The 23,172-nt window shown below is 64.6% G+C and carries 16 protein-coding genes; 12 read left to right on the forward strand and 4 right to left on the reverse strand.

Annotated elements, in window-relative coordinates; genetic code table 11:
* Positions 1–125: 125 nt before the first annotated feature.
* Positions 126–1,112: a glycosyltransferase gene (locus AC0L3J_RS12385; RefSeq protein ID WP_473347159.1), complete on the forward strand. Its 987-nt coding sequence runs from the start codon at positions 126–128 to the stop codon at positions 1,110–1,112.
* A 15-nt stretch (positions 1,113–1,127) separates the two neighbouring features.
* Here the strand turns inward: AC0L3J_RS12385 and AC0L3J_RS12390 are convergent, their stop codons facing one another.
* On the reverse strand, positions 1,128–2,156 hold the full coding sequence (locus AC0L3J_RS12390) for a glycosyltransferase family 2 protein (RefSeq protein WP_473347160.1): 1,029 nt from the start codon (positions 2,154–2,156) through the stop codon (positions 1,128–1,130).
* 396 nt (positions 2,157–2,552) lie between these two features.
* On the opposite strand from AC0L3J_RS12390, the gene AC0L3J_RS12395 reads away from it, so the two are divergent.
* The 4 genes from AC0L3J_RS12395 (at position 2,553) to AC0L3J_RS12410 (ending at position 7,442) form a co-directional block, all read left to right on the forward strand.
* Positions 2,553–3,353 carry a class I SAM-dependent methyltransferase gene (locus AC0L3J_RS12395; protein ID WP_473347161.1) on the forward strand — a complete coding sequence of 267 codons (801 nt, stop codon included), beginning with the start codon at positions 2,553–2,555 and terminating at the stop codon, positions 3,351–3,353.
* Positions 3,354–3,644: 291 nt separating this feature from the next.
* Positions 3,645–6,017 carry an exopolysaccharide transport family protein gene (locus AC0L3J_RS12400; RefSeq protein ID WP_473347162.1) on the forward strand — a complete coding sequence of 791 codons (2,373 nt, stop codon included), beginning with the start codon at positions 3,645–3,647 and terminating at the stop codon, positions 6,015–6,017.
* Positions 6,010–6,816 (forward strand): WecB/TagA/CpsF family glycosyltransferase, encoded by an 807-nt coding sequence (locus AC0L3J_RS12405; protein ID WP_473347163.1) that lies wholly within the window; start codon positions 6,010–6,012, stop codon positions 6,814–6,816. Before AC0L3J_RS12400 ends, AC0L3J_RS12405 begins: the two co-directional genes overlap by 8 nt.
* Positions 6,817–7,100: 284 nt before the next feature.
* On the forward strand, positions 7,101–7,442 hold the full coding sequence (locus AC0L3J_RS12410; RefSeq protein WP_473347164.1) for a hypothetical protein: 342 nt from the start codon (positions 7,101–7,103) through the stop codon (positions 7,440–7,442).
* On the opposite strand, the gene AC0L3J_RS12415 is transcribed toward AC0L3J_RS12410, so the two are convergent.
* Positions 7,416–11,531 carry a sensor domain-containing phosphodiesterase gene (locus AC0L3J_RS12415; RefSeq protein ID WP_473347165.1) on the reverse strand — a complete coding sequence of 1,372 codons (4,116 nt, stop codon included), beginning with the start codon at positions 11,529–11,531 and terminating at the stop codon, positions 7,416–7,418. The two genes, AC0L3J_RS12410 and AC0L3J_RS12415, sit on opposite strands and share 27 nt — an antisense overlap.
* A gap of 46 nt (positions 11,532–11,577) precedes the next feature.
* On the opposite strand from AC0L3J_RS12415, the gene AC0L3J_RS12420 reads away from it, so the two are divergent.
* The 4 genes from AC0L3J_RS12420 to AC0L3J_RS12435 all read left to right on the forward strand — a co-directional run bounded on the left by AC0L3J_RS12420 (position 11,578) and on the right by AC0L3J_RS12435 (position 15,083).
* A complete protein-coding gene (locus AC0L3J_RS12420; protein WP_158091731.1) occupies positions 11,578–11,754 on the forward strand; it encodes a hypothetical protein in 177 nt (58 codons plus the stop codon).
* A gap of 71 nt (positions 11,755–11,825) precedes the next feature.
* Positions 11,826–12,878 (forward strand): Ldh family oxidoreductase, encoded by a 1,053-nt coding sequence (locus tag AC0L3J_RS12425; RefSeq protein WP_473347166.1) that lies wholly within the window; start codon positions 11,826–11,828, stop codon positions 12,876–12,878.
* Between the two features lie 36 nt (positions 12,879–12,914).
* Positions 12,915–14,282, forward strand: coding sequence for an LLM class flavin-dependent oxidoreductase (locus AC0L3J_RS12430; RefSeq protein ID WP_473347167.1), 1,368 nt, complete (start codon positions 12,915–12,917; stop codon positions 14,280–14,282).
* A gap of 15 nt (positions 14,283–14,297) precedes the next feature.
* On the forward strand, positions 14,298–15,083 hold the full coding sequence (locus tag AC0L3J_RS12435; protein ID WP_473347168.1) for a fumarylacetoacetate hydrolase family protein: 786 nt from the start codon (positions 14,298–14,300) through the stop codon (positions 15,081–15,083).
* Between the two features lie 127 nt (positions 15,084–15,210).
* Here the strand turns inward: AC0L3J_RS12435 and AC0L3J_RS12440 are convergent, their stop codons facing one another.
* Positions 15,211–15,666 (reverse strand): Lrp/AsnC family transcriptional regulator, encoded by a 456-nt coding sequence (locus tag AC0L3J_RS12440; RefSeq protein ID WP_275171054.1) that lies wholly within the window; start codon positions 15,664–15,666, stop codon positions 15,211–15,213.
* A gap of 152 nt (positions 15,667–15,818) precedes the next feature.
* Here AC0L3J_RS12440 and AC0L3J_RS12445 point away from each other — a divergent pair, with 152 nt between their 5' ends.
* On the forward strand, positions 15,819–19,268 hold the full coding sequence (locus tag AC0L3J_RS12445) for an indolepyruvate ferredoxin oxidoreductase family protein (protein WP_473347169.1): 3,450 nt from the start codon (positions 15,819–15,821) through the stop codon (positions 19,266–19,268).
* 75 nt (positions 19,269–19,343) lie between these two features.
* Positions 19,344–20,768 carry an indoleacetamide hydrolase gene (iaaH, locus tag AC0L3J_RS12450; RefSeq protein ID WP_473347170.1) on the forward strand — a complete coding sequence of 475 codons (1,425 nt, stop codon included), beginning with the start codon at positions 19,344–19,346 and terminating at the stop codon, positions 20,766–20,768.
* Here the strand turns inward: iaaH and AC0L3J_RS12455 are convergent.
* Entirely contained in the window at positions 20,763–21,674 is a 912-nt protein-coding gene (locus tag AC0L3J_RS12455) for a LysR family transcriptional regulator (protein ID WP_473347171.1), read from the reverse strand. The two genes, iaaH and AC0L3J_RS12455, sit on opposite strands and share 6 nt — an antisense overlap.
* Positions 21,675–21,949: 275 nt before the next feature.
* Here AC0L3J_RS12455 and AC0L3J_RS12460 point away from each other — a divergent pair, with 275 nt between their 5' ends.
* A complete protein-coding gene (locus AC0L3J_RS12460) occupies positions 21,950–23,131 on the forward strand; it encodes an HlyD family secretion protein (RefSeq protein WP_473347172.1) in 1,182 nt (393 codons plus the stop codon).
* Positions 23,132–23,172 lie beyond the last annotated feature (41 nt).

The following is a 23,172-nucleotide window of genomic DNA, read 5'->3' on the forward strand; positions in this document are numbered from 1 at the left end:
GGCCTTCGCGGCAACGATTTGACCGTAATGCGAGTATCATTCGCCGCGACCAAGGTTGCGACCGATCGCATTTCCAATTTCGCAGACGCGCCCTGGTTAACAGATCCTTAAAGGCGAGCCGTAGTTTGATTACCGCCGAAGAAATTCTCGAATTACCGGCCACATCACGCGTCGCTCCGGCGGCGCGCTTGCCGCTGCAAGTCGGCTCAACCACATCAGTGTCCGTCGTCATTCCGGCCAAGAACGTTGCGGCCTATGTCGGCGAAACCCTCGCCAGCGCACTGGCTCAGGCCGAGGTCAGCGAAGTGATCGTTGTGGACGACGGCTCGACCGACGACACCACCGCGATCGTCCGCGCCATTCGTGACCCTCGACTGCGCCTGATGACCAACGGCGCCGCCGGCGTATCGGCAGCGCGCAATCTCGGCGCACAGCATGCGAGCAGCCAATGGCTGCTCTTCCTCGATGCCGACGATCGCCTGCGGCCCGGCGCGGTCGCGGCGCTGCTGGCGGCTGCGCGGGGTGCGCCGCGAGCGGTTCTCGTCTACGGCGACTACAACACGATCGACAGCGAGGGACGCCAGATCGGCCGACGGGATCTGCTGAAAGGACGCCGCAAACCGTCCGGCGACGTGCTGGCGCGGCTCGCGGCCGGCAATTTCATCGTCAATGGCGGCATTGCGCTGGCACGTGCAGAGGCTTTCCGCGCCATCGGCGGCTTCGACGTTTCGCTCAGATATTGCGAGGACTGGCACTGCTGGTGCCGTCTTGCCGCGATCGGCGAATTCGAATTTGCGCCGAACCTGCTGCTCGACTACCGCCTGCACACGGCCAACACCATGAACGCGGCGATGCGGACGCCACAGGATTTCTTTCCGGCGATCGCGCGGGTGTTCGACGACGGGCTGATCATGGCGCGATTGCCCGCGGGCATGGCAGCTGGGCTGCGCCAGGCTGCCGAGGTTCATCTCGTCACGTATTCGGCGATGCAAGCGGTCCGCTTCGGCAGATATCGCCAGGCCTTCGCCTATCTCGGGATGGTCGGGCGCCGTTCGCTCAAATCGCTGCCGCGCTCCGCCGTCAGGGTCGCCCTCGCCTGGTTTGGTATTTAGCCCGCCGCCTCGGCGTCAGGACACGATCTTCGAGGCCTCATAGGGCTTCGGCTCGATGCCGAACGCGGCGAGCACCGAGCCGAGCGCGACCATCACGGGGTGCATCGCGACGACGGCCTTCGACGATTTCAGCAAAGCGGCCGCGCGCACCAGCGACAACGGCAACCTCCCGAGCATCTGCGCACACACCCACACGCGTGCCGCCGCGCCCTGCGCGGCCTTGGACTGCACACGATAATTGATCGCGCCGATGCGCAGGCCTCGCTTCGCGATCCAGCCGAAATTGGTGCGGCTTTGCGGCACCGTCTCGGTGATGACAGCCTCCGCCGTCCAGTGGAACGTCATGCCGGCATCGCGGCATCGCACGAAGAAATCACAGTCGCCGCCCCCGAGGAAGTTGAAGCGCGGGTCGAAGGCGGGACGGGCGAACCTCTCGAACGCCGCACGCGTGATCAGGCAATTGCCGCAGCCGTAGATCAGGGGCACCGCGCCGCTGTAATCATAGGCGGGACAGAAAACGGGGTGGCGCGAAAGCCAGGGCATGCTGCGGTCCTCGAAGACCGGCAGCACCGGCCCGCCGACCAGATCGGCGCCGGTCGCCTCCGCGGTGCGGACCATTAGCTCGAGCCAATCGGGCGAGGCGATCTCGTCGTCGTCGATCATCAGGAACCGGGTCGCGGCGGGGAATAGCGCCAGCGCCGTCTCGAACGCGGCGTTGATCGCCTGGACGTTGCCTTGCCGTTTCTCGACCAAGCAGACACCCTGAAGCCTGCCATCGGCGAGATATTCCGCGGCCACCGGCGCGCTTTCGCGCCGGACCGCATCGTTCTCGACCATGACGACGGCGAAGGAGCGCGGGCTGCGCTGGCTCTCGAGCGAGTCCAGCGTCAACCGCAGATGCTGCGGGCGGCGGAAGCAGGGGATGCAGACGACGATACCAACCGACAGGTCGATAATCCGGGAACTGGCCGCGATCTCCCGGTTGGGATCGCGCACGGCATCCGCGATACGCGTGGCGGACAGGTCTGTCGGGATCAATGTCATGACGTTCTAAATGTCCGAGATAGATTGAAAAAGCCCTGCTTCGATCCCGGGGATCAGCGCCGTCCCACGACGGCACATCGCTGCGGGACGAATCCGTCCCAAAATGAATGACCGGTTGGAGCCTCGCGACGGCGCCACGCCGCCGATTTTCCGCCATCCATGCACTTAACTGCTTTCGGGTGTTTCTGCCGCGAAACCTTGCGCGCGTGATACTGCAATTCGCGGTCCACCGAGCCGATGGCGTCTGGCGCGGACGATACCGTAGTTAACGCACATGCTCATTAACCCGATCGTAAGTACCGCGACGGGTGAAGCGTCGCGGCATCGGATTTGCTCTACGGCTACGCGAGATTTTTCCTGTAAATTTAAGTCGAACAAGCGCGGTCAGAAAAAAATATGAACAAGCCAGCCACGATCGATTTCGCGACAGCCACGGCGGTCCAGATTCCCGCGGCCATCGCCCACACTCAGGCGCTGCACGATCTCGTCCCCGGTGAAGCCCGCGACAGTCTGCTCGCCGTTCACGACGTGCTGCGCCGCGAACTGCCGCAGGGCCAGCTCGCCACCTACGAAGCCGGAGGCGGCTCGTGCAGCGTACTGCCACCGGAATTGCTGAGCCGAAGCAAGGTCACCGTCGTCGACATCGACGAGGACCAGGTTCGCAACAACAGCTACGCGGACGAAGCGATACTCGGCGACATCCAGACTTACCGCTTCGGGCGCGAGACTTTCGATCTGGTGATCTGCTACAACGTGATCGAACATCTTCCCAACGTCGACGCCGCACTCCTGAATTTCCGCGACGCGCTCAAGCGCGGCGGGATGATCCTGATCGGCGCGCCAAATCCGCGCTCGTTGTCCGGAGTCGTCACCAAATACTCGCCGCACTGGTTCCACGTCTGGTTCTACCGGCACATTCGAGGGATCAAGGATGCCGGCTTGCCAGGCGAGCCGCCGTTCCCGACCTTCTTCCATCCCTTGGTGTCGTTGCCGAGGCTCCAAGCGTTCGCCGCCGCCAACGGCCTCGAGATGATCTACCGCCGTGAGGTCGAGAGCCCGCGCTATCCCGAGATGCGCCGGCGCAAGCCGCTGTTCGCAGCCCTGGTCGACGCCGGCGCCGCCGTGCTCAACGCCGTGCTCCCGCGCGGGACCGACGTCCGCCGCGGCGATTATCACGTCATCCTGCGGAAAAGCTGACGGCCATGGTGCGCGCGCGGCCGATCGCAAGACCAGCGAACCCTCGCGGCCACGACGCACGCGGTAACGAACCGTTAATCTCTGAAGGACCGCGCCATCGCACGCGTCACGACGACGCGTCGAAGAGTGGCATGCGCTTAAACGCTTTGTTTGCCATTTCGGTGAATAGTCCCTCAATGAGTATGGTTAATTTTCCCTGTTGCGTTGAGTGGGCACCTATATCTGAGGTGCGTGGCGTAGAGCGAAGAGTACCCCCTCAGCACGCGGCACTTGGAATGAAAGCTGGGGATCATGCTTGACTACAACCAGCCGATAGACCGGGCCAGACCGGAGGCTCCGCAGCAACGGCCTCACGCCGGCTTCAACGTGCTGGAGCTGGTCAATCTGCTCTGGCGGCGGAAGGTCGCCATTGCCGTTGCCGCGCTGCTCGGTGCGACGCTTGCCGTCACCGTGGGCAAGAGCCTGGCGCCCCGCTACACCGCCACCGCCCAGCTCTATGTCGACCCGCGCGAGCTTCAGCTCGTCGATCGCGAGCTAACGCCTCGCGCGCAGGACGTCTCCGGCATGTCGATGGTGGTCGAGAGCCAGGCGCGCCTGATCACCTCCAACAGCGTGCTGCTCCATGTGATCCAGCAGGCTGATCTGGACAAGGACCCCGAATTCGGCGGGGCAGATGCTAAAGGCGTGATGTCGTCGCTGCTCGGCCTGATTGGCCTTCAGACCCACGCGCCCTCCGCCACGGAGAAGAAGGAAGTGCAGCTCGCCGCCCTCGAGGCGCTGAACCGGCACATCACGATCCGCAAGACCGAAAAGAGCTTCATTGTCGACATCGAGGTCTGGTCGACCGATCCGGCGAAAGCGGCGATGCTCGCCAACACGCTGACCAGCGCCTACCTCGCGGAATCCCGCAACTCGCAGGCCTCGGCCGCACGGCGGGCCACCAACGATCTCTCCGGCCGCCTGAAGGAGCTGCGCGAGCGGCTGCGCAACGCCGAGACCGTGCTTGCGACCTACAAGGCTCAGAACAATTTCGTCGGCACCCAGGACGCGCTGATCAGCGACCAGCAGCTTTCCGCCAGCAACCAGCGGCTTTCCGCCGCCCGCGCCGCGACGATGGACGCGCAGGCGCGCCTCGACCAGATCGAGGCGAGCCGACGCACCACGGCAGATGCAGGCGCAAACTCCGAGGCGCTGCAATCGCCGACCATCGCGAACCTGCGCGCGCAATATGCCGATGCACGCAAGAAATATGCGGAGCAAGCCGGCGAGCTCGGCCCGCGTCATCCGGCGCTGCGCCAGACCGAGAAGCAGGTCGAGGATCTCAAGCGCACCATCAACGAAGAGATCGACCGCTTCGCCCAATCCGCCAAGAACGATCTGACGCGCGCCCGCGACTTCGAAGCCTCGCTCAGCCGGGCGCTGGAGGCGCAGAAGCGGCAGAGCGTCCAGCTCAGCCAGGCCGCCGTGCGCCTGCGCGAGCTCGAGCGCGAGGCCGATGCCAGCCGTGACGTCTATCAATCCTTCCTCAAGCGCTCGCGCGAGACCGAGGAGCAGGAGACGCTGAACACCTCGGCGGCCCGTATCATCGGCGAAGCGACGGTGCCGCAGCGGCGCTCGTTCCCGCCGGCGATGAGCCTGTTCGCCATGATCGGTTTCATCTTCGGCGCAATCGCTGCATCGAGCTGGTTTGTCGCGGCCGAACTGCTGTTCGCCGGTGCGTTCGTGCCGGCACCGGCGCCGGCCCGTCCCAATCGTACTCCGTTGCCGCAAGCTCCGCGAGCTCCAGAGCCTTCGCGGGCGCCGCAGACTGCCCGGCCCCAGCCGGTCTCGCGAGCCCCGGAAGTCGCGGAGGCACTGCCGGAACTCGCCGCCCCGCCGCTGCAACCTTCGATGGTCGAGAAGCCCCTGATCGAAAAGCCGCTGATCGCGCGCCTACAGGAGGCCGACGTCATCCACACGCTCGGTGCCATTCTCGCCACCGGCGGCGGCATCGACCTCACCCGGCTGGGCTGGCCGACGCTGCGCCCCGGCTTTCCACTGACGACGCTGCTCAACGCCTGGCGCGACATGCGCGCTACGGCGGCCCGGCGCGCCGGCGGAAAGACAATGCCTGTTATCGCGCTCGTCGGTGCCAGCGAGACCACCGGGCGCAGCGTGACGGCGCTGAATTTCGCGCTCGCGGCCGCGCGCGACGGCGCCCGGGTGCTGATGATCGATGCCGACCATCAGGCGCACTCGCTCTCGAACAAGGTCAACCGTCCCGGCAAGAGCGAGCCGAGCAAGGTCGGATGGCTTTCGATCGGCAGCAAGGCCGCACGCGAGATCAAGACACTCAACGGCATCTCGGTATTGCCGGCCGTCGAAGGCGACGCAACCAAGGCCACTGACGCCATCCGCAAGGCGATCGAGCAGGCGCGCTCCGCCGGCGGCTATGACCTCGTGATCCTCGACGGCCCCGCGGCGCCACTCACGGCCGGCAGCCGTAAGCTGCTCGATGATGCCGACGCGCTGGTGGCGGTGCTGCCGACCAGCCTCGACATCAACGACGGCCTGGAAGAGATATTGAGCACGCTCGGCCGCGCCGAGCGCAAGCTCGTCGGCGTCGTGCTCGACGAACTCACCCCTATGGCCCAAGCTCGCCAACGAGGCAGACAATATGCTTGAGCGCCGCATCAATCTCGATGGCCGGGCCGCAACCGCCGACGTGCCGCGGATCACCATCGGCGGCCTTCGCATGGCCGCGCTCGACCTGGAAGCGACCGCAGATTTCATGATCGAGGCGACCGATCCGCGCCATCGCATCGGCCGTCCGCTGCACCTGACCTCGGCCAATGGCGAGGTGCTGGCGCGGTGCTCGACCGAACCGGAGACCGAGCGCCTGTTCCGCGGCGCCGACCTCATCAACGCCGATGGCCAGCCGCTGGTGGCCGCGTCCAGGCTGCAATCCTGGTTTCCGCTGCCCGAGCGCGTCGCCACGACGGACCTGTTTCACGTCGTCGCGCGCAAGGCCGAAGCGGTCGGCCGCACCTTTTACATGTTCGGCGCGAGCGAGGACGAGAACGCCGCGGCGGTCGCGAACGTCCGGAAGATGTATCCAAACCTCAAGATCGTCGGCTACAGCCACGGGTATCTCCGTGGCGATGCACTGCGCGCGAAGGTCGACGAGATCAACGCGCTCGCGCCGGATTATCTCTGGGTTGCGCTGGGCGTGCCAAACGAGCAGGCGTTCGTCGAGGAATTCACCCCGCATCTCACCAATGTCGGCGTCATCAAGACCTCCGGCGGCCTGTTCAACTTCTTGTCGGGAAGGCGCGCCCGCGCGCCGCGATGGATGCAGAAGATCGGGCTGGAATGGGCCTGGCGCACCTTGCTCGAGCCCCGCCGCCTGTTCTGGCGCTATTTGACCACCAATCCTCGCGCGATCTATCTGCTGTTCAGCCGCAATCGACCCTTTAATCGCTGAGTTGACAACGACATGACCGCCGCCGGTTATCAGCCCCGCCTGCGCTATTTCAGCGCCGGCGGCGCCGGTATTGCGGCTTGCGGGTCGGGCTCATAAGCGGCTAAAGAGACTGTCACAGTCGGCGTCGGCAACTTTCCCGGCCGCCGCATGTTTTTGTATGGCCGCCGACACGAGCGGCACAATCGGCTCAGCCAATAGTGCGAGCCAGCTTTTCACAGCGAAGGCCACGATCGAGTCCGCGCATCGGCCTGCTTTCAGGCGCGACCCAAGGGAGCACGGAACGAATGCATCAGGCCGCAAGCCTGCAATTCGAGCGCATGATGGACGAGCTCGTCCTCTGGCATGCCGTGCCGGAGGACGAACGATCGCCGGCGCCTGCCTGGTGGTGGGGTCCGGCGATGGCCGTGCTCGACACGCACGAGCCGATGCGGCAGGCGTGGTGTCGTGAGCTCGGCCTCGACGACGGCTCGAGCTTTGCCGAAGGAGCGCATGTCATTATTGCGCTCTTCGCTGAACAAACCTCGCTTCCGTGGCCGGATGATTTTCCACGCAAGGCGGAGATCAGGGACGAGGACGTCCGCGAGCTCCACCCGCAGCCATCAGACGACAGCGCTTTTCAACCGTAGCGCCGCGGCCGCGGTGGCGGCATGGTCCGGCTCCGGCTGGAGCGGCGGCGCGCCGGGCAGCTCCATCGGCCGCAGCAGCTCGGCCATCTGCCGCGCCGGCACCGGCTTGGAGATCAGGAAGCCCTGCATCTCGTCGCAGCCATGGGCGCGCAGGAACGCCTCCTGTTCGGCGTTTTCGACGCCTTCCGCCACCACGGTCATGCCGAGCGCCTTGCCCATGCTGATGATCGCCTGCGCGATTGCCTGATCCTCCGCATCCTGCGGCAGGTCGCGCACGAAAGAGCGGTCGATCTTGATGGTGTCGATCGGAAAATGCTTCATCAGCGACATCGACGAATAGCCGGTGCCGAAGTCGTCGATGGCCAGGCGAATGCCGCGGCTCTGAATGGCGTCGAGCACCTTGAGCGCACGCCCGACGTTGCGCATCATCATGCTCTCGGTGACTTCGAGCTGAAGCAGCACCGGCGACATGCCGCTTGCGGCCAGCGCCTCGTCGACGTCCTGCAACAGATGCTCGTCGACGAACTGGCGCGGCGACAGGTTCACCGCCATCGATACCGGCAACAGGCCGCGTCGCTGCCAGGCCATGGCCTGCGCGCAGGCCTCCTTCACCACCCAGCGGCCGATCGGCACGATCAGTCCGGTTTCCTCCGCCAGCGGGATGAACTGCGCCGGCGAGATGCTGCCGAGATCCGGGTGCATCCAGCGCAGCAGGGCTTCCACGCCCGTGATCTGGCCGGTCTCCATGTCCACCTTGGGCTGGTAGTTCAAAGTGAACTGATCCCGCTCCAGCGCCCGGCGCAGCGCACTCTCCAACGACAGCCGCTCGATCGACTGCGTCTTCACTTCCTTGGAGAAGAAGCGATAGCCGTTCTTGCCGTCTTCCTTGGCGAGATACATCGCCATGTCGGCGTTCTTGGTTAGCGTCTGTACGTCGGAGCCGTTGGTCGGATACATCGCGATGCCGATCGAGGCCGTGGTGTGGCACTCGTGCCCCGCTAGCTGCATGGGTTCGGCAAGCGCCGTCAACAGCTCGTTCGCGATGCGCTGGACGTCGTCGATCTCGCCACATCGATCGAGGATCACCACGAACTCGTCGCCGCCGAGCCGCGCCACCACGTCGCTTGCGCGCAGCGCGCCACGCAGCCGGTTGGCCACTTCGAGCAGGAGCAGATCGCCGGCCTCGTGGCCCAGCGAATCATTGATGACCTTGAAACGATCGAGGTCGATGAACAGCACCGCAAAGCGATGATCGTGGCGCTGCGCTTCGTCGATCGCCTCATGCAGCAGCGCGTTGAAGGTCTCTCGGTTCGGCAGGTCGGTCAGGCTGTCGTGCGAAGCGAGGTATTCGATCCGCTCGTCGGCCTGGTTTTTCTCGTCGGCCCGGTCGAAATTCTCCATCGCGAAGGAGACGTTGTCGGCGAGGCGCTGCAACAGCTCGACGAACTCGGCCGTGAAGGTGCCGGGCTCGGTCGACATGTAGATCATGACGCCGACGGCTCGATCGTGTGCGACGAGGGGAAAAGCCGCGCCCGACCGCGCGCCGTCGTTGCGGACAATGGAATGAAAGGCGCGAACGCGATCGTCGTTGAGATAGTCGTTGCTGATGCAGGGCTGGCGGGTGCGGAACGCCGTGCCGCTCATTCCGCGCCCCTCGGGGCGCTCGGGGTCGATTGACAGGCGGACATTGCGCGTGGTGTCAGACGATGGTCCGGCGCTCGACACGATCTCCAGCTGATCGCTATCGACCCTCGCCAGCGCAATGGTGGTCGAGGTGAACTTGGCGCCGTTCGATGCGGCGAGACAGACGAGGTCGAACAGTTCGGCGCGCGACTTCGCCCGCATGATCGCCTCGTTGGTCGCGCTCAGCGCCGCGAACATGCGAGCCAAACGCTCCGTCCGCGCCTCGTTGCGGGACTTTTCCTCGGCGCGATCGAAATTATCGAGTGCAAATGACACGTTCTCGGCGAGGCGCCCGAGCAACTCGACCATATCGGGTGTGAACGTATTCTCTTCCGGCGCGAGGAAAAGCAGAATGCCGATCGGCTCCTGGCCGGCGCGCAGCAGCGGGAAGCTGGCAGCTGCTCGCGTTCCATCTTCGATCGCCTTAGAGTGCCAATGCGCCGCTCGGGGGTCGTGGAGATAGTCGTTGATCACGCTGGGCCCGCGGGTCCGCAGCGACATCCCTATGATTCCGCGACCCTCAGGATGGTCGGCGGAAACAAAACAGGTGCGTCCCACCATCCGCTCCTGGAGGCGCCCCTTCACGGCAACCACGCGAACGAGTTCACGCTGGTCGTCCATAATGCCGATTGTCGCCGAGGCGAATACGCCGCCGAGCACGGCTGCCTGGCACGCCCCTTCGAACAGCTCCTCGCGCGTCTTGGCGCGCATGATTGCCTCGTTCGTCGCGCTCAGCGCCTCGAACATGCCGCTCAACCTGTCACGCTGCCTGTCGGCCTTCGCCTTCTCGTCGGCACGGTCGAAGTTCTCCAACGCGAAGGCGACATTGGCCTGGAGCTTGCGCAACAGCTCGACGAATTCGTCCGTGAAAGTGCCGCACTCGGGCGAATTGAACAGGAATACGCCTTCGACGCTGTCGCCGTTGAACAGCGGCATCGCGGTTGAGGACCTAATGCCATTGCGATGCGCGCTGGCGTGCCAAGGCTTGAGGCGGGCGTCTGCCAGGACGTCGTTGCTGATACAGGGCCGCCGCGTCCGGAACGCGGTGCCGGTCAGCCCGCGTCCTTCCGGCTCCTTGTCGCTGACCGACAGTCTGAAGGATCGCACTTCCTCGGCATTCGGTCCGAAGGACGCGACAACACGAAGCAGTCCCGCATCGCGGTCAAGCAATGCAATGGAGGTCGAGGCGAACTTGGCGCCGTGCACCGTGGCTTCGCAAACCAGATCCAACAGTTCGCTGCGCGACCTTGCCCGCAGAATGGCTTCGTTGGTCGCGCTTAGCGCCGCGTACATGCGCGCCAGCCGATCCTCCTCCAAGGCGATCTGGGCCTTCTCCTTGTCGCGGTCGAAGTTCTCGAGCGCAAAGCACACGTTTTCGGTCATGCGCAGCAACAATGCGACGATGCCTTCGTCTTTCGCCCAGGCTTTGCTCACGAAGAAAAACAGCACGCCGATGCTGGTGCCACGCTTGATCAAGGGAGCAGCCACGCAGGCGACGGCGCCGGCATTGACGTTGGCCTGCTCCCAGGTGGTCCCCTTGGTACGATTGACGAGGTCGTCCTCGACGATCGCTTGCTGGGTCCGGAACACCTCGCCGGAGATGCCCTTGCCGTAGGGACTCTCCGGATCAATCGAGTAGCGCGACTGTCTGATCAGATCCAGATTATGTCCGGTCGCTGCCACCGGCGTCAGCCATTCGGAATCCGGCTCGTGCAGCAGAACGAAAGTGGCAAGCGATTTGCCGCTATAAACAGCGGCGTCGCAGACCCGCTGGTACAAGTCCAGCTCAGTGCTGGCTTGCAGAATTGCTTCGTTCGTCGCACTGAGCGCGCCGAACATGCGGTTGAGCCGCCGCACTGCCCGCTCGCCATCCAGGCGGGCTCCCTCGGTCGCGAAGCTCTCCAGCGCGTGAGAGATATTGGCCGACATCCGCTCGAACAACGAGACCATCGCCTCGTCGAGCGAGCCGGCGCCCGACCGCGTAACATACAACACCCCAATACTGCGTCCCATGCAGATCAGGGGTAGCGCCGCGGCCGCGCCGACACCCGCCGCCACCGCGCCGTTGCGCCATGCCAGCGAACGCGGATCGTTCAGGAAATCGTTGCTGATGCAGAGCTTCTGGCTGCGGAACGCCTCGCCGCCCACGCCCAGGCCTTCCGGCGTGCCAGCCTGCGTGGTGATCTCGATCGCGCTCAGCCGCGCCACGTCATCGCCGCGACCAGCGGCAAAGCGAAGCTTATGGCCATCCGGCTCCACAAGGAACACGGCCACGGCCATGAAGTCTCCACTCGCAAACCCGGCGTCGCAGACCTTCTGGTACAGCTCATCCGGCGATTTCGCGTAGAGGATCGCTTCGTTGATGGCGCTCAACGCCGCAAAGGTGCGCGCGAGTGTCGTCGGCACGATCTCAGCTCCCGGGCATTTCTGCCTTTTTTTCCCGGATGACGTTATGACCGGCGATCGCCTAAGTGGTCGTTATTGCGCGCTGCAAACCGTCGATCAAAGTGAACGAGCTGCGAACGACCTGCGCCAATCTGTCGAAAATGCCACCGCGCGGGACGAATCTTCGCCCGACGGCCCTGCTCGCTGCGAATTTGCAGCCCTGTATTGGTTTACGGGAGATTGATATCGCATCTGTGCTTTGAGACGATGGCCCTCAAGAACCAGAGCCCGAAGGGCGAGACCTGAGGAAACGCCATGCCGATCGTCCAGGCCGACCGCCTCACGCGCATCAGCGCCGCGCTGCTTCGTGCCGCCGGGGCTTCCGAGGAAGAGGCCGGCACGGTCGCAAGCGGCTGCGTCAACGCCAATCTCGCCGGCCACGATTCCCACGGCGTGATCGCCATTCCCACCTATGTCGACCGGATCAAGGCCGGCCACATCGTGCCCGGCGCCAGATGGACCATCGTACAGGAATCGCCGACGACGACCGTAATCGACGGCCAGTGGGGTTTTGGTTTCCACGTCAACGCCAAGGCGATGGCGCTGACGATCGAGAAAGCGAAGACGGCGAATGTCGCCGCCTGCACCGTCTTCCGGCAAAGCCATGTCGGCCGCCTCGCCGCCTATCCGCTGATGGCGATGCGCGAAGGCATGATCGCGATCGCAACGGCGGATTCCGGCCGTTCGCCGAAGCATGTGGCGCCGTTCGGCGGCAAGGAGGCACGGCTTGGCACCAATCCGATCTCGATCGCGGTGCCGTCCGATCTCGATGCGCCGTTCTATCTGGACATGGCGACCTCTGCGGTCGCGGCCGGCAAGATCCAGCTCGCGGTCGCCCGCGGCGAGGAGATCCCGCCGGGGTGGATCATCGATGCCGAGGGACGGCACACAACCGATCCAACCCAGTATCGCAAGGGCGGCGCGCTGCTGCCGCTCGGCGGCACCGAGGGCTACAAGGGCAGCGGCCTCGCCGCCATGGTCGAGGTCCTGTGCGGCCTGCTCACCGGCCTCGGCTTCGGCGTTGAGCCCACGGGCCGGCACAATGACGGCTGCTTCATGGCCGTGTTCAACGTCGCCGCGTTTCGCCCGCTGCAGGATTTCAAGCGCGAGGTCGCCGAGTTCGCACACTATCTCAAATCGACCCCGCCCTCCGAGGGCAGCAAGGGCGTTTTCTATCCCGGTGAGATCGAGGGCGTGCGCGAGCAGCAGCGCCTGCGCGACGGCATCGAGATCGAGGATGCGACCTGGGAAAAGCTGCGCGCGCTGGCGCGCGAGTACAGGCTCGATACGGTCCTCGATCTGGCCTGACGGATTTCGGCCTGACGCAATTCGGAGAACAGCAGCATGACGCGGCAGATGGTACTGGTCGGCTTCCTTCAGGCCCAGAACTGCACGAATTTGCCGAGCTCGTGGCGACATCCGGACTCGCGCGACGATTCGATGTCGGCGGACTATTATCAGGAGATCGCCAAAATCCTCGAAGCCGGCAAGTTCCACATGGCCTTCTTCGACGACCGGCTGGCGATGCCGGACCGCTACGGCAACGATCACGCCCACACCGTCGAATACGGCATCCGCTGCGTGAAGATGGATCCCGTGATCGTGCTGACGACGATGGGCATGGTGACGGAGAAGCTCGGGTTGGGCGCGACCGGCTCGACGACTTATTTCGAGCCCTTCGACATCGCCCGGCGCTTCGCAACGCTCGACCTGATGTCCGGCGGACGCGCCGGGTGGAACGTCGTGACCTCGCTCAATGACGGCGAGGCCTTCAACATGGGCCGGGATTCTCATCCCGAGCACGACGCCCGCTATGACCGTGCCGACGAATTCATGGAGATCGTTCTCGGCCATTGGGACACCTGGGAAGACGGCGCGCTCATCATGGACAAGACGAGCGGCCGCTTCGCCGATCCAGCCAAGGTGAAGCGGCTCGATCACAAGGGCCCATTCTACAAGTCGCGCGGTCCCTTCACCGTGCCGCGCTCTGATCAGGGCCATCCCGTGATCATCCAGGCCGGCGCGTCCGGCCGCGGTCAGCGCTTTGCAGGACGGTGGGGCGAGGTGATCTTCACCGCTGCACGCAATCTCGCCGCCGCCAAGGAAGGCTATGCGTCGGTGCGTAACGAGGCCGCGAAAGCCGGCCGCGATCCGGAGGCGATGTTCCTCTGCAACCTGACGACACCGGTCTGCGCCGCGACCAAGGCCGAGGCCGAAGACAAGATGGCGCTGATCAACAAGCTGCCGCTGCAGATCGACGCGCTGTCGCTGCTGGCCGAAGCGCTCAACTACGATTTCGCCTCCAAGGATCTCGACGAGCCGCTGACGACTGAGGAGTTGAAGAGCATGCAGGGTATTCTGGGCATCCGCGACGGCGTGCTCAAGAACTCCGGCAAGAGCAATCCGACCGCGCGCGACTTCGTCACCTTCTCCGGCCGCGGTCAGGTCCAGGATGCCATGGTTGGCGGCCCCAAGGAGATCGCGGACAAGCTCGAAGAAATGTTCGTCGAGCGCGGCTGCGACGGGTTCGTCATCGCCGCGACCTATGTGCCCGGCTCCTATGCCGATTTCGTGCAGCATATCGTCCCAGAATTGCAGCGGCGCGGATTGTTCCAGAAGGAATATCGCGGCAAGACGCTGCGGGAAAATCTCGGGCTCAAGCGGCCGGCTGCCGGCGACTGGAAAGTACAGGCGCGCGATGCCGCGGAATAACAACGGAGACACGGCATGCGCTGGCTGAAATTCACCGCCGCGGACAAGACGTCCTGGGGAATCGTCGAGGGTGACCAGGTCATCGCGATCGAGGGCGATCCCTTCGGCGAATGGCAACGCACCTCGCGCACGCATCCGCTGTCGCAGGTTAAATTCGAGCTGCCGCTGATTCCGCGCACTTTCTACTGCGTCGGCTTGAACTATCTGAAGCATCTGAAAGAGGCCGCCGACAAGCGCGGCGAGGTGCCAGCGGTGCCGGACAGACCCGAGATCGGCTATCGCGCCCAGAATGCGCTGATCGCACATGACGAGGAGGTCATGATCCCGTCCTTCGCGACGGACAAGATTCACTACGAAGGCGAGCTCGTCGTCGTCATCGGCAAGAAGGTCAAGCACCTGACCAAACAGAATGCGATGGATTGCGTGTTCGGCTACACCATCGGCAACGACGTCAGCGAGCGCAGCTGGCAGAAGGCCGACCGCAGCCTGTGGCGCTCGAAGAACGCCGACACGTTCAAGCCGATGGGCCCGTGGATCGAGACCGAAGCCGACCTCGACAAGATGGAAACGATCGTCCGGGTCAACGGCAAGGAGACCAACCGCTTCCACACCAACGACATGATCTTTGGCGTGGTGCCGTTCCTGGTCGAGCTGACCAAATACTTTACCTTATGGCCCGGCGACGTGATCTGGATGGGCACGGACGGAGCCTCGCCTGATGTCAAGCACGGCGACGTCGTGGAGATCGACATCACCGGCATCGGCACGCTGCGGAACAGGTTCGTGCGGGAGGAGCAGTGATCCTCATCCTGAGGAGCTTGCGAAGCAAGCGTCTCGAAGGATGAAGGCCCGGTTGTGGCCTCGCCCTTCGAGACGGCCGCTACGCGGCCTCCTCAGGGTGAAGCGACAGATTGCATACGCCGCAAGCTCAAAACGGCAGCGCGACGCCGGTCTTGATCTCTTTCAGCACCACGTTGCTTCTCACATAGCGAATGCCGGGAATGCGGAACATGAAGTCGTCGAGGAATCGGTTGTAGGCGGCCATGTCCTGCACGACGACGCGCAAATGGTAATCGGCATCGCCCGTGGTCGCAAAGCACTCCAGCACCTCACGCCGCGTGGTTACCCGCGCGACGAACTCGTCGACGAATTTTGCGTCGTGCCGTTCCAGCGAGACGTGGAGGATCGCGGACATCGCAAAACCGGCCTGCTCGCGCGCAACCAGGGCCGCATAGCCCTGGATGGCACCGCTCTCCTCCAGCGCGCGCACCCGGCGCCAGCACGCCGACGTCGACATGCCAACGGCGTCGGCGAGCTGCTGGTTGGTGGCGCGGCCGTCCTTCTGAAGGAAGGCGAGAATCCGCGCGTCCTGGTCTTCAATCATGGATACCGCCAAATTGGATTAATCTACCTTCGTATAGATCATTTTGGATAACTCTACCACAATAGGCGTGATGTTCGGAAAGAAAGGTAAGACCTACCAGTCGCCCAGGCCTACCCTTCTCCCATCGGGCAAGGATGCCGCGGGAGGTCCGGATGGACGCCATTTCGTCACTCGACGCCTACGAGCTTTCCGACCGCTACGATCGCGAAGTGGGCCGCGTCTTCCTCACGGGCACGCAGGCCATCGTCCGCATTGCGCTCGACCAAGTGCGGCGCGATCGTGCCGCGGGGCTGAACACGGCGGGCTTCATCTCGGGCTATCGCGGCTCGCCGCTCGGCGGCATCGACCTCGAACTGTGGCGCATCCAGGAACGGCTGAAGCGGGACCGCATCGAATTCCTCCCCGCAGTGAACGAAGATCTTGCCGCGACTGCGGTGCTCGGCTCGCAACAGGTCGAGACGCAAGCCGACCGCGAGGTCGATGGCGTGTTCGGGCTCTGGTATGGCAAGGGTCCCGGCGTCGATCGCTCCGGCGATGCGCTGAAACACGGCAACGCCTACGGCTCCTCGCCGCATGGCGGCGTGCTGGTGGTTGCCGGCGACGACCATGGCTGCGTCTCGTCCTCGATGCCGCACCAGTCCGACGTCGCCTTCATGAGCTGGTTCATGCCGACGCTCCACCCCGCAAGCGTCAGCGAGTATCTCGAATTCGGCGAATATGGCTACGCGCTGAGCCGCTTCACCGGCATGTGGGTCGGTTTCAAGGCGATCTCGGAGATCGTGGAATCCGGCGCTTCCGTCGCGCTGCGCCCGTCGCGCGCCTTCCACACGCCGGACTTCACGCCGCCGCCCGGCGGCTTGCACTATCGCTGGCCCGACCTGCCCGGCCCGCAGATCGAGGAGCGGCTGGAGGCAAAGAAGCACGCGGTCTACGCCTTCGCAAAGGCCAATCCGATCGACCGTCACATCTACGACATCCCCGGCGCCACCTACGGCATCGTCACCACAGGCAAGGCGCATCTCGATTTGATGGAAGCCTTGCGGCTGATGGGCCTGGACGAAGCAGCCTGCCGCAGCATCGGCATCGACATCTACAAGGTCGGCATGGTCTGGCCGCTGGCGCTGCATGACGCGATGGCGTTCGTGAAGGGCAAGCGCGAGATCCTCGTCGTCGAGGAGAAGCGCGGCATCATCGAAAGCCAGTTCAAAGAATATTTTTACGATTATCCGGGCGAAAAACCCGAGCGCATGGTCGGAAAGCACGACGAGACCGGCGCTCGGCTGATCTCCTGGATCGGCGAATTGTCGCCGCGAGCGCTCGCTGGGGTGCTCGCACGCCGTCTCGATCCGATCTTCTCAGGCCTCAATCTCGCCGCGCGCGCAGCCGGCTTGATGCCTGAGGCCGCGCGCACGATCAACGTCAGCGGTGCGACGCGCACGCCCTATTTCTGCTCGGGATGCCCGCACAATACATCGACAAAGGTGCCCGAGGGATCGAAGGCGCTGGCCGGCATCGGCTGCCATTTCATGGCGAGCTGGATGGACCGCGAGACCTCGTCGCTGATCCAGATGGGCGGCGAAGGCGTGAACTGGGCCGCCTCGTCACGATTCACCGGAAGCAAGCACGTCTTCCAGAATCTCGGCGAAGGCACCTACTATCACTCCGGTTCGATGGCGATCCGGCAGGCGATCGCGGCCAAAGCCAACATCACCTACAAGATCCTGTTCAACGATGCCGTCGCGATGACCGGCGGCCAACCCGTCGACGGCCCGATCAGCGTCCACGCCATCGCGCACAGCGTCCGCGCCGAGGGCGTTGCGCGCATCGCGCTGGTGTCGGACGATCCCGCACAGTTTTCGCCGGCGGACCTGCCGATCGGCGTCAGTATCCATCCCCGCGAGGAGATGGACGCCGTGCAGCGCGAGCTGCGCGAAATCTCGGGCGTCTCGGTGCTGATCTATCAGCAGACCTGCGCCACCGAAAAGCGGCGCCGCCGCAAGCGCGGACAGATGGCCGATCCCAAACGCTTCGCCTATATCAACGATCTCGTCTGCGAGGGCTGCGGCGACTGCTCGGTCGAATCCAACTGCCTCAGCGTCGAGCCCAAGGAGACGCCCTTTGGCCGGAAGCGCCGGATCAACCTCTCATCCTGCAACAAGGACTTCTCCTGCCTCAACGGGTTCTGCCCGAGCTTCGTCACCGTCGAGGGCGCGACGCGCCGGAAGAAGGGCGCGAGCCGGATCGACGCGGTCGGCCACGCGGCCACGCTCCCTCTGCCCGCGCCCGCGACGCTCGACCGCCCCTATGATCTGCTCGTCACCGGCGTCGGCGGCACCGGCGTGATCACGGTCGGCGCGCTGATCGGCATGGCGGCGCATCTCGAGCGAAACGGCGTCTCGGTACTGGATTTTACCGGCTTTGCGCAAAAATTCGGGCCGGTGCTGAGCTACATCCGGTTGGCTGCATCCCCCGACGCGTTGCATCAGGTCCGGGTCGATCAGGGCGCGGCCGATGCGCTGATCGGCTGCGACCTCGTCGTCAGCTCCTCGCCAAAGGCGTCCGGCACCTATCGGAAAGGCACGCGCGCCGCGGTCAACATCGCAGAGATGCCGACCGGCGACGTCGTCCGCTTCCGCGACGCCGATCTCGCCTCACCCGCCCGCCTGCGGGCGATCGGCCAGGTGATCGGCGACGGCAATCTCGACACCATCGACGCCAACGCGCTGGCCGAGCGCCTGCTCGGCGATGCCGTCTATGCCAACATCGTCATGCTGGGCTTTGCCTGGCAGCACGGGCTGCTGCCGGTCTCGCTGTCGGCGCTGTTGCGCGCGATCGAGCTCAACGGCGTCGCGGTCGAAAGCAACAAGCAGGCCTTTGCCTGGGGCCGGATCGCGGCCGCCGATCCGGACTTCTTGCCGAAGGTGGACGAGGCGCCGAAAGCCGAGACGCTCGACCAGATCATCACCCGCCGCGCCGACTTCCTCACCGCCTATCAGAATGAGGCCCATGCGGCGCGCTATCGCTCGGCGATCGAGAAAGTCCGGCGCGCTGAGGCTCCGCTGAGCAGCGAGGCGCTGACCGAGGCGGTTGCGCGCGCCCTGTTCAAGCTGATGGCCTACAAGGACGAGTACGAGGTGGCGCGGCTGCACATGCAGAGCGGCTTCCTCGACGAGTTGAAAGGCGAATTCGACGGCGACTTCAGCATCCAATATCACTTCGCCCCGCCGTTCCTGCCGTCGAAGCGCGACGCCCGCGGACGTCCGCGCAAGCGCGCCTTCGGACAGTGGATCCAGATGCCGCTGGCCATGCTGGCGCGATTGAAAGGATTGCGTGGGACGCCGTTCGACCCGTTCGGCTACACGGCGGAACGGCGCGCGGAGCGGGAACTGATCACCTGGTACGAGGGCATCATCAAACGGCTGCTCGGCGGGCTCGACGCGGCGCATCTGCCAAGTCTGGTTGCCATTGCAAAAGCGCCGATGGATATCCGGGGCTACGGGCCGGTTAAGGACGCCGCGATCGGGAAGGTGAAGGCCGAGGTCGAGCGGCTGTTCGCCGAGCTCGACGCCCCATCACCTGCAAAGATGCGCGCCTACGGTTGACGGGGCGCCGACGAAGCTTCAGCCTCTGGAGCCGAGGCGCGCCCTGATGGCGCTCCTGCAACGGGGTGACGCCTCATGGATTTCGATCAGTTGACCCTGACCCAGGCTGTGGCCGACCTCCGCGCCGGAAAAATCACGAGCACCGCGCTCACGACGGAAGCTCTCGCCCGCGCCACGGCGAATGCCGATCTGAATGCCTTCGTCACCCTGGACGAGGCCGGCGCCCTGAAGGCTGCGGCCGCATTCGACGCGAACGACAATAAGGACAAGCCGCTCGGCGGCGTTCCCATCGTGATCAAGGACAATATCGAGGTCGCGGGGCTCCCGTGCAGCGCGGGAACGCCAGCGCTGAAACATTACGTTCCGAGGGCCGACGCGCCGGTGGTCGCAAAGCTGCGTGCGGCGGGCGCGGTCATCATCGGCAAGACCAGCATGCACGAGCTCGCCTTCGGCATCTCCGGCTACAACACCGCATTCAAGACCGGCGCGGAGTTCGGCGTGCGCAACGCCTATGACCGCGCCCTGATCGCGGGCGGCTCCTCCTCCGGAACGGGCGCCGCGATCGGCGCGCGGATAGTCGCGGGCGGGCTCGGCACCGACACTGGCGGATCGGTCAGGGTCCCCGCCGCACTGAATGGATGTGCCTCGCTGCGCCCGACGGTCGGCCGCTATCCGCAAGATGGCATCGCGCCGCTCTCGCACACCCGCGACACCGCGGGTCCCATGGCCGCGACCATGGCGGATGTCGCGCTGCTCGACCGCGTCATTACGGGCGGCGATGCCATCGCGCCGGCCGATCTGAGGCTGGTGCGGATCGGCATCGTAAAGACGATGCTGAGCAATCTCGACGCCGACACCGACGCCGCATTCCAGGCAGCCCTCACGAAAATGAAGACGCAGGGCATCACGATCGTTGAGATCGAGATGCCGCAACTGGCCGAACTCAATGGCCAGGTCAGCTTTCCAGTCGTACTGTACGAGGCCTATGACGACATGGTGGCCTATCTCGCGCATACCGGCACCGGCATCACCATCGAGGCGCTGGCAAAGGACGTCTCCAGCGCCGACGTCAAGGGCACCTATGATGGCCTGGTGATCCCGCGCAAACTTCCCGCCCCTGATGGCACGCTGGTTGACCCCAAGCCGGTCTATGATGCCGCGATCAATACCGCACGCCCCAAGCTTCAGGCGCTCTACAGCAGGACCTTCGCCGACAGCCGGCTCGATGCCATCGCCTTCCCGACCACGCCGCGTGTCGCCATTGCCTCCAATCCCGATTCCAGCAGCCTGGAGAATTTCGCCCTGTTCATCCAGAACACCGATCCCGGCAGCAATGCCGGCATTCCCGGCATCCAGATTCCGATCGCGCTCGGCGCCCGGAGCAAACTGCCGATCGGGCTTGAATTGGACGGGCCCGCGGGCAGCGATCGCGGCCTGCTTGCGATCGGCTTGGCGCTCGACGCCGTGTTCGGACGACTGCCGCCGCCGCGCCCCTCATGAATACGGATTGATTAGCTTCTGCTGCTCGGCGCTGTGATGCACGAGCATGTCGATGAAGGTCCTGACCTTGGCCGACAGATGATGCCGGTGCGGATAGACGGCGTTCATCGACATCTCGACCGGCCGGTACTCGGGCAGCAGGCGAACGAGCCGACCGGCTTCGAGATCGTCCCGAACGAGAAAGCCGGCCATCAGGCAGACGGCAGCGCCTTCCAGCGCCACCTTCCGCAGGGCCTCACCGCTGTTGGTGACGAAGCTGCCGGAAATCCGTACCGATGCCGGCGCGCCCTTGCGATCGAAAAAGCGCCAATCGTCGCCGAACGGATAGTTCAAATGGCGCCCGCAATTGTGCGTGGTGAGCTCATCGAGCTTCTGCACGCGACCGTGCCTTTCGAGATAATCATGCGAGCAGCACAGCACGTGGCGCCAGGTGGCGAGGCTGCGGACGATCAGGCTCGAATCCGGCGGCGCGGTCATGCGCAGGGCAATGTCGTAGCCTTCTTCGATGAGGTCGATGTCGGCTTCGCCCATGCGCAGATCGATCTTGAGCTCTGGATAGGCCGACAGGAGCTTCGCCACCACGGGCGCGACGAACGGCACCATGTGCGTGGCGACGTGGATCCGCAGCGTCCCGCGCGGCACCGACTGCAATTCGCTCGCGATATCGTCGGCCTGTTCGATATCGGCGAGGATCTGGATGCAGCGATCGTAGTAGGCCTTGCCGATGTCGGTGAGATTGACCTTACGCGTCGTGCGCTGAAGCAGCCTCACCCCGAGCCGGTCTTCCAGCGCCTGAACGTGATTGCTCACCATGGTGGTCGACATGTTGAGCTTGCGGGCTGCTGCAGAGAAGCCGCCGGTCTCGACCACCCGGCTAAAGACTTCGAGGCTCGTCAATCGGTCCATGCCGACTGATTATCCACTCTTGGTCGATAATCGCAAGGAATTCTGTCCGATTATCCGTCAGATCAGCTCGCGCGCGGATGGCGGATGGGTTAGCCGCAATCCCTCGACAGAGGCGGCAATCGCTCTGGGGCAGTCGCACCTCCGGCTCGGTAGACCTTACGCGAAGACGGGATTTCCGGACTATCCACTCTCAGCGGATAATCCTTCCGGTATTTCGCCGATTATCGATCGAGCGAATAAGACCGATAGTCTGAGCCACCCGACAGGAGACTGCCATGTCCGAGATGCCCCGCACCGAAAACTTCGAGCAAGCGACTGAGATACTGCAAGCTTCTCCTCCGGTGCCGGTGCGTGGTCCGACCCGGAATATGGTCCGGCGGGCGGCGTTGGCGCTCGCGTTCCTCGCGGGCACAGCAGCGATTGTCCATTACGGACACGACTACTGGGTCAACGGCCGTTATCTCGAGACAACCGACGACGCCTATGTGAAGGCCGACTCCACGATCGTCGCGCCAAAAGTCTCGGGCTACATCGCCAAGGTGCTGGTCAGCGACAACGAAAAGGTCAAAGCGGGCCAGCTGCTGGCGAAGATCGACGACCGCGACTTCAAGGCGGCGCTCGACCAGGCCCGCGCCGATGTCGCTGCGGCGGAAGCGTCGGTGCGCAACCTCGACGCCCAGCTCGAACTCCAGCAGCCGATCATCGAGCAGAGCACGGCCGATGTCGCTGCTGCGGACGCGAATCTGAAATTTGCGCAGGAGGAGCGCGCCCGCTACGACGACCTGATGAAATCGGGCTCAGGCACGATTCAGCGCGCACAACAGACTGACGCCGCGTTGCGCGCCAGCAACGCGCAACTGCAACATGCCAGGTCGGGCCTCGTGGCCGCGGAACGCAAGATCGACGTGCTCACCACCCAGCGCGCGCAGGCCACGGCCCAGCTCGAGCACGCGCGCGCGGTCGCGGAGCAGGCGACCCTGAATCTCTCCTACACCGAGATTACCGCGCCGGTCGACGGCACGGTCGGCGCCCGCTCACTGCGCGTGGGACAGTTCGTGCAAGCCGGCACGCAATTGATGGCGGTGGTGCCGCTCGATGCGGTCTATGTCGTGGCGAATTTCAAGGAGACGCAGCTCACCCATGTCCGTGCCGGCCAGCCGGTCGAGCTGCACGTCGATAGCTTCCGTAACCAGACCCTGCGCGGCCATGTCGACAGCCTGTCGCCGGCGAGCGGCCTTGAGTTCGCGCTGCTGCCGCCCGACAACGCCACGGGCAATTTCACCAAGATCGTGCAGCGGGTGCCGGTGAAGATCGTGCTCGACGACCACAGCCTGACCGGGCTGCTGCGCCCCGGCATGTCCGCGGCGCCGAGTATCGACACCAAACAGGCCGTCATGGCCGAGCGCGAGACGGCGAAGCATCTCGCCGACAACGCGGCCCGTCCGAACGGCGGTTGAAGCCGGAAAGGTCCGGAAGGACTATCAAGCCCAGCCGGATG

Source organism: Bradyrhizobium sp. Kon37, assembly GCF_055807535.1.